Raw genomic sequence first — 8,855 nt, 5'->3', positions numbered from 1 at the left:
TCATCTCCCCTCACAGGCCGAACCTCCGGCGTTCACGGCACGGGCCGGGCACGTAGCCCAGCCCGCACCGGTGGCGTCGGAAGTTCAGTGCTCCTCCAACGCCCGCCCGTCGATGCCCGTCTCCTGCACCCCAGCCGCCAGCTCCCCGAACTGCGACTTGACGTGCTGCAACGACCCCTGCACGCCCTCGATCGACTCCGCCAATTCCGCCTTCCACTGCTCGTTGCGCAGTACGGCGGCCTCGATGTTCTCCTGCACCTCAGCGATCGACCCGGCCGTCAGAGCGGATACCGCCTCAGCCGAACCCTGCGTGGCGTCGGCCCCGAACCGGCTGCCCTCCATGCCCTCCGACAGGGGGGCGAGCGCGGTAGCGACCTCGCTGCGGTTGGCGTCCATCGCCTCCACGGCGGCGAGCAGCCCGGCGGCGTGCTGCTCGAACGCGACAGCCTGCGCGTGCTGCTCCCGCAGGGTTTCGAGGGCGCGCTCGTGTTCGGCGACGGCAGTGTTGTAGTCGACCAGGTCGGCAGTTCCTGTGTTCATGGTGGTTCCTCCGTTGCTTGATTCGGTTCCAGTGGTGAGGTGGTCAGCCGGGCGGTGCTTGTAGTACTTGACCGCGTTCTGGATCTCGGCGCGGGTCCACCCGTGGGTGTTGTTCGCGGCCAGGGCGTCGAACACGGCCCGCCCGACCTGCCGGGAGTCACCGGTGTGGTTCGGGTCAAGGCGGGCCCACTCGGCTTCGGCGGCGGTGCCGAGCTGGTCGAGGATGTGGGCGCAGGCGGCGCCGACGGTTCGGCCGGGCAGGTTGGGTTCGTCTCCGCATCGGGAGCACGCACCGTGCTGCTTGCGCTGTTCGGCCATGTCGGCGGACATCCGGCCTGCAACGTTCGTGGTGGCCATGCGGGCCCGCGCCTCACGCAGCCGGTTCTCGGCGGCCTGCTGGTGCACACACGGCGGCTTTGCCCCGCGCCGCCGGCCGCACGAGTTGCAGCCGTGCACCTTGTCGGCGAGGGCCATCGCCTCGGCGATGACCTCCGGGTGGAGTCGCGGGAACATCCGGGCGATCGCCGCTTCCGCGTCGTCCAGGTTCTTCGGCCGGCGGTGCCCGTCCGGGTCGGCGTCGGCGAGCGCGTCTAGGGCGACCTGGGTCACCTTGTCGTGGTCCGGCATCCAGCCGCCTTCCGGCGCCGGGGTGTGGGTGGCGTCAGCGGCGGCCTGCTCGTACACGTGCTGCGGGTACCGGTCCCCGAACATGCCCCGCAGGTCCCGGGCGGTCTGCGTCTCCCCCAGTGCGCCGCTGCGCCCCTCGGCCCGGTTGAGCCGGTACAGCTCGGGTGCGGCTTGCTTCACCGGCCACGGCACGTGGTAGCCGCCGTCGGGCCGTCGGGCTGTCTCGCACGTCGACTCGGCCGGGTGCGACCACACGCCGTCGCGTTCGGTGAGGCTGTCCCCGCACACCTGGCAGGCGGTACGCGGACCGTCGGCGACAGGGGCGGGAGCGGGCGGCGGGCTGGCCGGTGGTGGCATAACCCCCGACGGCTGCCGACCCTCCCCCACCGGGTCGATCAGCAGCCGCCCTGCCTGCTTGATCCGACCCGTGTAGCCGGTCTTCGTCCGCTGGGCCTCAACCTTGCCCTCCACCGCACGGTCCATCCGCGACGGCGCGGGACGCTTCCCATCCGGGCCGACCTGCGGGCGGCTGGCGCGCTTCGCCTTCCGCTTCTCCAACTGGTCTTCCCACACCCCGTGGTAGACGTCGCCCAGGTAGGCGGCCATACCCGGCCGGTACTGGCCCGTGCCGCCGGCCTTCCTGTTCCGGGCCGCCCGGGTCGACTGCCACGCCTTCGACATGGCCTCCCGGCGGGACTGCGCCTTGGCGGCCTTACGGTCACGCTGCTTGTCGATCAGCGACCACTCACCGGCCTTCGACGCCCGCAACGTGGTCACCAGGTCGCCGGCAGTCTCCGCGGCAACCTTCACCCACAGGGCGAGGATCATCGCGCCGATCATCATCGAGATCATCGGCTACTTCCCCGACTTGCCGGCCGGCTTGTCGCCGACCTTCGACATCTGGTCGGCGACCTGCTTACCGCCGTCACCGATCTGGTTACCGACGGCGGGGATCTGCACGATCCCCACCACCAGCAACGTCGGCAGGGCGTACGCAGCCCAGAACGCCGGCTTGTCGGGCCGCTTGTCCATCGCCCAGTCGACGACGAGCACAACGAAGGCGATGAACATCAACGCCACGATGACGCTGGCCCAGAAGTCCGACAGAACACCCATCCAGTCACCGACGACCGCCGCGAGGGTGGCCAGCCCGGCAACGAACGCGAACGCCGTGCCGATCTTCTTGCCCTTCGGGTTGCTTGACTTGTGGAAACGCAGAGCACAGAACAGCAGGGCGGCGGCGATGACCACCGCACCTGCTCGGGTTCCGAATTCCATGGCTTGCTCCTTTCGAGAGGTCAGATGACGGTGGTCAGGTCGTGGAGGATGTCAGCGGCGAGCGCGACCGCGTTCGGGCCGAACACCACAAGGCAGGTCACACCCACCGCGAGACGGAAGAAGGTGCGGACGGCGTGCAGCCGCCAGCGGTCAACCCACGGGCTGTTCTCGACGCGCTCCACGTACCACCGCAGTAGGCGGGTGGCGTTCGTGGTGGTGAGGAACGTGCCTGCGGCGGCCCCGGCGATGGTCGCCAGGGTGTTGAGGTCGTGCAGGAAGTTCAGCAGGAACGATCCGATGGCGCTCACCCCCACACCACCGCCCCCACACCGGCACCGGTGGCGGTGAGGAACAGGGGTCCGCGGACGGGGTGGATCAGCATCCACTTCACGCCGTCGAGGACAGCCGCCGACGACACCGCCGCATACCGGTAGCCCCGGCACCACAGCCGGAACGGCAGGTAGTCGATCTTCGCCAGGGCGGCATAGTCGGTGGCCCACACCTGCCGGATCGACGGCGTGGCTTCGCGAACAATCCACGAATCGGCGGCGTCCAGGTACATGACCCGGCCGATCCGGCGGGTCACGGCGACCGGACGGACCGCCCCCGCAGCCCGAAGCCGATCACGGCGGGTTACACTCTCGTTGACCCTCGCGCGCCCAGACGCGCGCGGGCTGTCAACCCCCCGTGATGCACTGCCATGTGGCAGTGCCACAACACTCTCAGTCACGGACGGCTCCTTTCGTTCAGCTCGCGGGCAACCCCGCTGATGCGGTCGGCGAGGGCGGGCACGTCGTCCCGGTTCATGGCTCGGGCTTCGGCCATCACCCACTCCAAGGCGTGCCGCAGCCGCTCGTACGGCGACACCGCCCGCGCGATCTTCAAGGTGTTCGCGGTGGCCCGGTTGTCGGCGGCGCGGTTCAACGCTCGGACGGACATCACGCCACCACCGGCACGCTGAACTGGAACAACGCCCGACCTTCGGCCCGCTCGCCGCGCACCTCGTGCACGTCCAGGTGGAACAGGTGCGCCCGGTCCCGGCCGTGACCGGCACGTTCGGCGGCAGCCAGCAGATGCCCGGTGAGCCGCACGTTCGTGCCCCGCGCGTCGTCCAGGTCGAGGACGTCGCGGAGCCGGTTGGGGGTGTCAACCTCCCGGCGGCCCTGGAACACCCGCAGCTCGTACGTCTTCGGCATCTGACTGTCTCCTTCAGTGTTTGCGCAGGTCAGGGCGTGTCGGGGTCGGTCACATACACCCACAGGCGGCGGGTCGACGCGGTGAAGTCGCGGTGCAGCGCGAGGGCGGTCGGCGCGAGCAGCCCGGCGATGACCGTCAGCACCTTCGCCACCAGCAGGTGCCGGTCGGCGGCGAACAGGAAGACGCTGCCAGCGGCGGCGGGTGCCGCGACGGCGAGCGCCAGGTTGGTTCCGGTCTGCCGCCAGTCCCGGTACTGCCGCTGGACATGGGCGTGTTCCAGCACTTCACCGGACGACGGAGCGGGTGCCTCGTCGAGCTGGACGGCGATCGTCGGCCGGGTGGTGCGGGCGGGCAGGGTCTCGGTGCTCATCGGTTTCCTCCTCCGGTTCGGTGATCAGTCGGTGTGGGGTCTTCGGGTACTCGGGCCACAACGCCCGCAGGTAGGCCAGCGCGTCACGGTGAACGTCATCCGGCATGTGCGACAGGTCGAGCAATCTCCGCCCCCTCTCCACTCACGTTTCCTCCGGCCATCTCCGTGCCCTCCGCCGTCGATCGCCTCGCAGCACTCCGCAGGCGCTCCGCCTCGTCGGTGCGGTGAAACTCCGCGAGAGCGTTGAGTAGGCGGGGAATGCGCCCGAAGCCCGCACCGGTGACGCCACGAACCTCGTCCTGCTTCCAGACGCGGTCGGGGTCCATGTCGGCGGAGAACAACGCCTGAACTGCCTCTTCGTCACTCATCCGCGCCGCGTTCGACGGGGCGGTGTTCTTCTCCGAAGGCTTGCTCCGCTGCCCGGTGCTGGGCTTCCTCCGCTCTCCGGCGCGGTAGGCGGTGAGGTTCACCGTGCCCATCTCCGCGCGAATGCGAGCCTCGTTCTCCGCCATCTCGGTGCGAAGCCGGTTCGTGGTTTCGGTGAGTTCAGCGGCGTGCTTCTCCGCCGCCTCGGTGAGAGCCGACCGGAGAGCCGCCGCCGTCTTCTCCGCACGGTCGGCGGTGAGGCGGGCGGTGTGCGTCTCCGACTGCGCGTCGGTGAGCTGCCGGGCGAGAACCGCGGCTTCCTGCTTCGCCGCGATCCACTGCCGCTCGATCTGGTCGAGCCGGGCGGCGCTGTGCGCCAGCTCCGCCTGGGCTGCGGTGACTCGGCGGTCGGCGATGCTCTCGGTGCGGTGCACGGTCGCGGCGGCGTCGGTGCGGGACTTCTCCGCCTGCCGGAGCGCGTCGGCGGCCTTACCTTCGGCGGTGGCTTTCTCCGCGAGGGCGCGGGCGGCGTTGCGGGCCTGCTCCTCCGCGCGCTGCACCGCCGCGTCGGCGCGGGCCTTCTCCGCAGTGAAGTCGGCGGCCACCTTGTCGAGGCGCGCGGACATCTCCGCCATCTCCGCCTGCTGGACGGTGACGGTGGCGGTGAGCTTGCGAACGGCGGGAACCTTCACCAGCCACACCGGAGCGCCGGTCGTGCGGGTCTGCTCGTCGATGCGGAACTGGGCGATGCGCTTCGCGCGCCGCACCGTTTCCAGGTGGGCGACCGCGTGGCGCACCGACCCGTACCAGACGATCTGCTCGTCGGTGGGGTGGGCGGACAGCGGACGCGGCGGGTGGTTCTGCCACGCCAGCCACGCGCACACCGTGTTGGGGGTGTAGGTGACCCACCGCAGCCCGAACACCGGGCTGACACGGGCCGCCTTCTTCTCGGTGTGCGAGCGGAACAGATCCAACAGTTCGTGCAGGATCGCCATCGCACCCAAAGCGAGCAGGCCCAGGTAGATCGCGGCGAGCATCGTCTTGGTGGTGCCGTCGTATTCGTGGGAGAACCCGATGGCGGCCGAGGCGATGGTGGCGGTCCACACCACCCGGTAGGCGCGGTTGGCAGGCCGTCCGGCTCGGACTGCGGCGAACATGAGGATGGCGAAGGCGATGGCGACACCGTCGAGGGTGGCCGGCACCAGCCAGTCCCAACCGTCACGCCATTCGAGGGTGTCGCGCGCCCAGCCGATCAGGTTCTTGCCGGACCCGATGAGGACGCCCGCCCACAGGAGCATGGCGAAGCCGACGGCGACGCCGAACAGGGCGCCGAGCTTCTTGGTTGACGCTCCGGTTCCGGGCGGGTTGGCGCGGTGGGCTTTGCGGAGCCGTCCGAGTACGACGAGCAGGGATGCGAAGAGAAGGCCGGCGGTGGTGAGCCACATGAGGGGCCACACCCAGGCGGGGAAGGTGTTGCCGAGCCAGAGGTTGACGCCGTCAACCCAGCCGCTTGTCTCCGGCGCCGGGGTGCTGGGCACGGTCGTGTAGACCGACTCCCCCGGGTCGGGGATGAACGTGATGCTGGCCGTTTGGGTCACGCCATCGACCATACACATGACTATGCTGGCGTGTCTAGACAGGGGATGGTGTGGCGTGGTGTCCTTACAGGTGATGCGAATCTTGCAAGATCGGTCAGTAAGGTGACCTGCATGCCAGACGACCCGCGCCCCCGCTACGCCCAAATCGCAGACGAACTCGGGCGGCGAATAGACGCGGGCATCATCGGCAATGGCATGCCGTTCCCCTCCGACCACGACCTGTCCGCAGAGTTCAAGGTCGCCCGCAACACCATCCGGCAAGCCCTCGACGTCCTCAGGGCGAAGGGTCGCATCCACACCATCAAAGGCCGCGGCTCCTACGTTCGCCCCCGCGTCGAACCCCGCCGGGTCGCGTCGTCCCGATACCGGGCGGACCAGCAGTCAACGCCGGAGGCCCCTCAAACGTCGGTGACCCACGACTACGGGTTGACGTGGGAGCAGCACAAGCCGGACTTCGTCATCACCCGCGAGGACGCGCCAGCCGAGGTTGCCGACCTGTTCGAGGTTCCCGCTGGAACACCCGTGGTGCGGCGCGATCTGGTGTTCCGCAAGGACGGCTGGCCCACCCACATGTCGACGTCCTACTACCTGGCGGAGATGGTCGACGGCACACCCGTTGCCGGGCCAGGGTCGGAGCCGGCGCCGGGCGGGGCGATCGGACACTTGGCGTCGCTGGGGGTGACGGTGACTCAGGTGAAGGAGACCGTAGAGTCACGGATGCCGACACCGAGGGAGGCGGAGGTGTTGCGCATGTCCGCCGGCCCGGTGTTGGCGATCACTCGACGGATGTTGGCTGGGGACAGGGTGGTGGAGGTGGCCCGGGAGATCGTGTATCCGGGCGATGGGGTGCAGTTGGAGTACGACATCCCGCTGTGAGTTGGTGTGGCGGTGGCGGGACGCGCTGCTGCCGTAGACCGGTCGTGCAGCCGCCAAAGTTGCACTGAGCCCCAGACGGTCATCCGTCCGGGGCTTCGTCGTGTCGGCTCCTCCTACCGTGGCGGGAACGCACCTCTTGCCCTGTTCGAGGATTCCACCCGCGTTGCCGGGTCGGCCGGCCGTGCGATTGCAGGTAGTCAAAGCGGAGCCTGCATCCGGGTACGGGGCGATGACCGAGCTACGCTCACGTGCGTGAAGGTGCTGCTCAGGCATGGTCCCGCCGACGGTCGCGTGATCGACGACGGCGGGGAAACGGTCGTAGCCGGCGCGTGCCTGTACGAGCGGACCGGTGAGCGGGCCAACCGGCGGGGCGAGGATCTGCCGGTGTACGAGCATCGGGCGGACTGCTGCGAGGCGAATCAGCGGGGCGCGGTCGACGGCTGCGAGTGAGTCGCCCATCCCACGCATCATGGCTGGGCGGTCAACGCCGTGGGCCGGAGGTGCCTTTCGTCCACGCGTGGGCGAGGAGCAGGACGATGCCGGCCGCCGCGAACCCGTTCTGCACTCGCGGGTGCCCGGCCGCGGCGAGGCACATCACGAGGGCGACGATGCCGGTCCAGAACAGGCGGTCGCTGAAACTCAGCTTCTTCCACATGGTCACGACGTCCCCCCGTTGCTGCCCTTCCGCTGCTTGCATGCGAGAGCGTCGATACACAGGGCCGTCGCACCGCTCTCGCCGAGCCACTTCAGTTCCTCGATCTGACTGTGCCCGCACGAGTCGCAGGTAGTGGCGATCGGCGGCACTGTCGCACCGGGGCGGGGCTCGGCGGCGCGAATGAACTCGGCACGTCGCGCCAGCTCGGCCGGGCTCATGGGGGTGAACCCGTTGAGGGTGAAGTGCTTGTCGAACCAGGCGGCGGCGTGGGCTCGGGCGGTGGCGGCGTGCTCGGTCGAGTCGGTCATGTTGCCTCCTTGCTGGTCTTGGGCCGTACTCGCGTCTCGGTGGTCAGCTTCGGCTTGTACTTCTTGATCACGGTCTCTTGCGCCACCCCGAACACGTCGGCTATCGCCTGCCACGTCACCCCGGCGTTCCGGCAGGCCGCCACATGCTCGATGTCGAGGGCGTCGAGGCGCTGCTTCTCCCGTTCGAGCTGGGCGCGTTCGGGGGCGGTGTTGGTGCGGTGCGCGGCCAGGTCGGACAGCGCCTCATCCTTGGTCACTGCTGCACCTGCGCGTCGTAGTCGGCGAGTGCCTTCAACCCGTCCGGCTCGATGTGCCACGGCCGTTGGGCGCCCCGCTGCTCGCCGATGCGGATGAGGTTCAGGTCGGCCAGTGCATCGGCCTGCCGGGTGACGTTGGCGTGGGTGTCGGAGCGGAACGACTTGTACAGAGATCTGATCGACTCGCTGCGGTACAGGTTGCCGTCTGCGGCGGCCCGGAGAACCGCGAGCTGCACGGGGGTCAGTTTCTTGTCGGCCATGGTCACGCCTCCTTGCCGGTGATGGCGGCGCGGGTGGCGCGGATGCCCTTTTCCATCTCGTCCAGCGCGGCAAGCACTCCGTCCGCCCCCTTGCCATAGGCGGTGCGCGGAATCTGCTCGATCCGATGGACGAGTGCCCGCAGCTTCCGTTCGGCGATCACGTCGCGGATGCGCGGGTCGTTGGGCGGAACCAGCTCGTTGTAGCCGGAGTAGTTGTGGACCTGGCCGACAAGCCGCAGGTCGTTACGCCGGTAGCGCCGCTCGTTGTCGAGCACGATTTGCGTCTTGGTCAGCTTCGCGACCTTCGCGCGGGTGATGCCGTCGGGGGCGTTGAACTGGTGGCTGTACTCGACGACGGTCGCGCCTTCGCGGATCCAGTCCTGTTCGGTCATGGGTGGCGCTCCTTCGTCTCCATCACTTCTACTAGCCCTATGCTAGCGCACTAGCCAAACGCTAGCAACCATCGACCTATGCCACCGCGCCTACCGGCCAGACCGCCCGATCATCCCCAGCAGAAACACCA

Annotated in this window: 15 protein-coding genes; 2 read left to right on the top strand and 13 right to left on the bottom strand. The window is 69.1% G+C overall.

Going from position 1 to position 8,855, the window contains the following annotated elements; all coding sequences use genetic code 11:
- Positions 1-84 precede the first annotated feature (84 nt).
- The 8 genes from ACQP03_RS07490 to ACQP03_RS07455 all read right to left on the bottom strand — a co-directional run bounded on the left by ACQP03_RS07490 (position 85) and on the right by ACQP03_RS07455 (position 5,976).
- Positions 85-2,019 carry a hypothetical protein gene (locus ACQP03_RS07490; RefSeq protein WP_433460671.1) on the bottom strand — a complete coding sequence of 645 codons (1,935 nt, stop codon included), beginning with the start codon at positions 2,017-2,019 and terminating at the stop codon, positions 85-87.
- A gap of 3 nt (positions 2,020-2,022) precedes the next feature.
- Positions 2,023-2,445, bottom strand: coding sequence for a hypothetical protein (locus tag ACQP03_RS07485; protein WP_357130749.1), 423 nt, complete (start codon positions 2,443-2,445; stop codon positions 2,023-2,025).
- 20 nt (positions 2,446-2,465) lie between these two features.
- Positions 2,466-2,753 (bottom strand): hypothetical protein, encoded by a 288-nt coding sequence (locus ACQP03_RS07480; RefSeq protein ID WP_357130752.1) that lies wholly within the window; start codon positions 2,751-2,753, stop codon positions 2,466-2,468.
- Positions 2,750-3,031, bottom strand: a complete 282-nt coding sequence (locus ACQP03_RS07475) for a hypothetical protein (protein ID WP_433460670.1) — start codon at positions 3,029-3,031, stop codon at positions 2,750-2,752. The genes ACQP03_RS07480 and ACQP03_RS07475 overlap by 4 nt, the downstream gene beginning before the upstream one ends.
- A 140-nt stretch (positions 3,032-3,171) precedes the next feature.
- On the bottom strand, positions 3,172-3,384 hold the full coding sequence (locus tag ACQP03_RS07470; RefSeq protein ID WP_433460669.1) for a hypothetical protein: 213 nt from the start codon (positions 3,382-3,384) through the stop codon (positions 3,172-3,174).
- Positions 3,384-3,641: a hypothetical protein gene (locus tag ACQP03_RS07465; protein ID WP_433460668.1), complete on the bottom strand. Its 258-nt coding sequence runs from the start codon at positions 3,639-3,641 to the stop codon at positions 3,384-3,386. Before ACQP03_RS07465 ends, ACQP03_RS07470 begins: the two co-directional genes overlap by 1 nt.
- A 29-nt stretch (positions 3,642-3,670) precedes the next feature.
- Positions 3,671-4,012 carry a hypothetical protein gene (locus tag ACQP03_RS07460; RefSeq protein ID WP_433460667.1) on the bottom strand — a complete coding sequence of 114 codons (342 nt, stop codon included), beginning with the start codon at positions 4,010-4,012 and terminating at the stop codon, positions 3,671-3,673.
- Between the two features lie 95 nt (positions 4,013-4,107).
- The gene (locus ACQP03_RS07455; protein ID WP_433460666.1) at positions 4,108-5,976 is read right to left on the bottom strand and encodes a DUF2637 domain-containing protein; all 1,869 of its coding nucleotides are present in this window, start codon (positions 5,974-5,976) and stop codon (positions 4,108-4,110) included.
- Positions 5,977-6,087: 111 nt separating this feature from the next.
- Between ACQP03_RS07455 and ACQP03_RS07450 the strand changes: the two genes are divergently transcribed.
- Entirely contained in the window at positions 6,088-6,852 is a 765-nt protein-coding gene (locus ACQP03_RS07450; protein WP_357130770.1) for a GntR family transcriptional regulator, read from the top strand.
- A gap of 252 nt (positions 6,853-7,104) precedes the next feature.
- Positions 7,105-7,302 (top strand): hypothetical protein, encoded by a 198-nt coding sequence (locus ACQP03_RS07445; RefSeq protein ID WP_433460665.1) that lies wholly within the window; start codon positions 7,105-7,107, stop codon positions 7,300-7,302.
- A 31-nt stretch (positions 7,303-7,333) separates the two neighbouring features.
- Here the strand turns inward: ACQP03_RS07445 and ACQP03_RS07440 are convergent, their stop codons facing one another.
- The 5 genes from ACQP03_RS07440 to ACQP03_RS07420 are packed head-to-tail and all read right to left on the bottom strand — an operon-like array spanning position 7,334 to position 8,724.
- Positions 7,334-7,513, bottom strand: a complete 180-nt coding sequence (locus ACQP03_RS07440) for a hypothetical protein (RefSeq protein WP_357130779.1) — start codon at positions 7,511-7,513, stop codon at positions 7,334-7,336.
- Entirely contained in the window at positions 7,510-7,815 is a 306-nt protein-coding gene (locus ACQP03_RS07435) for a hypothetical protein (protein WP_357130782.1), read from the bottom strand. Before ACQP03_RS07435 ends, ACQP03_RS07440 begins: the two co-directional genes overlap by 4 nt.
- Positions 7,812-8,072, bottom strand: coding sequence for a hypothetical protein (locus ACQP03_RS07430; protein WP_433460664.1), 261 nt, complete (start codon positions 8,070-8,072; stop codon positions 7,812-7,814). The genes ACQP03_RS07435 and ACQP03_RS07430 overlap by 4 nt, the downstream gene beginning before the upstream one ends.
- Positions 8,069-8,332 carry a hypothetical protein gene (locus ACQP03_RS07425; RefSeq protein ID WP_433460663.1) on the bottom strand — a complete coding sequence of 88 codons (264 nt, stop codon included), beginning with the start codon at positions 8,330-8,332 and terminating at the stop codon, positions 8,069-8,071. Before ACQP03_RS07425 ends, ACQP03_RS07430 begins: the two co-directional genes overlap by 4 nt.
- A gap of 2 nt (positions 8,333-8,334) precedes the next feature.
- Entirely contained in the window at positions 8,335-8,724 is a 390-nt protein-coding gene (locus tag ACQP03_RS07420) for a hypothetical protein (protein WP_433460662.1), read from the bottom strand.
- Between the last annotated feature and the right edge of the window lie 131 nt (positions 8,725-8,855).

It is taken from the genome of Micromonospora sp. CA-248212, assembly GCF_050948405.1.
Taxonomy (GTDB): Bacteria; Actinomycetota; Actinomycetes; order Mycobacteriales; family Micromonosporaceae; genus Micromonospora.
Note: the sequence above shows the minus strand (reverse complement) of the source record. Positions and strands in the feature narration are given on the sequence as shown.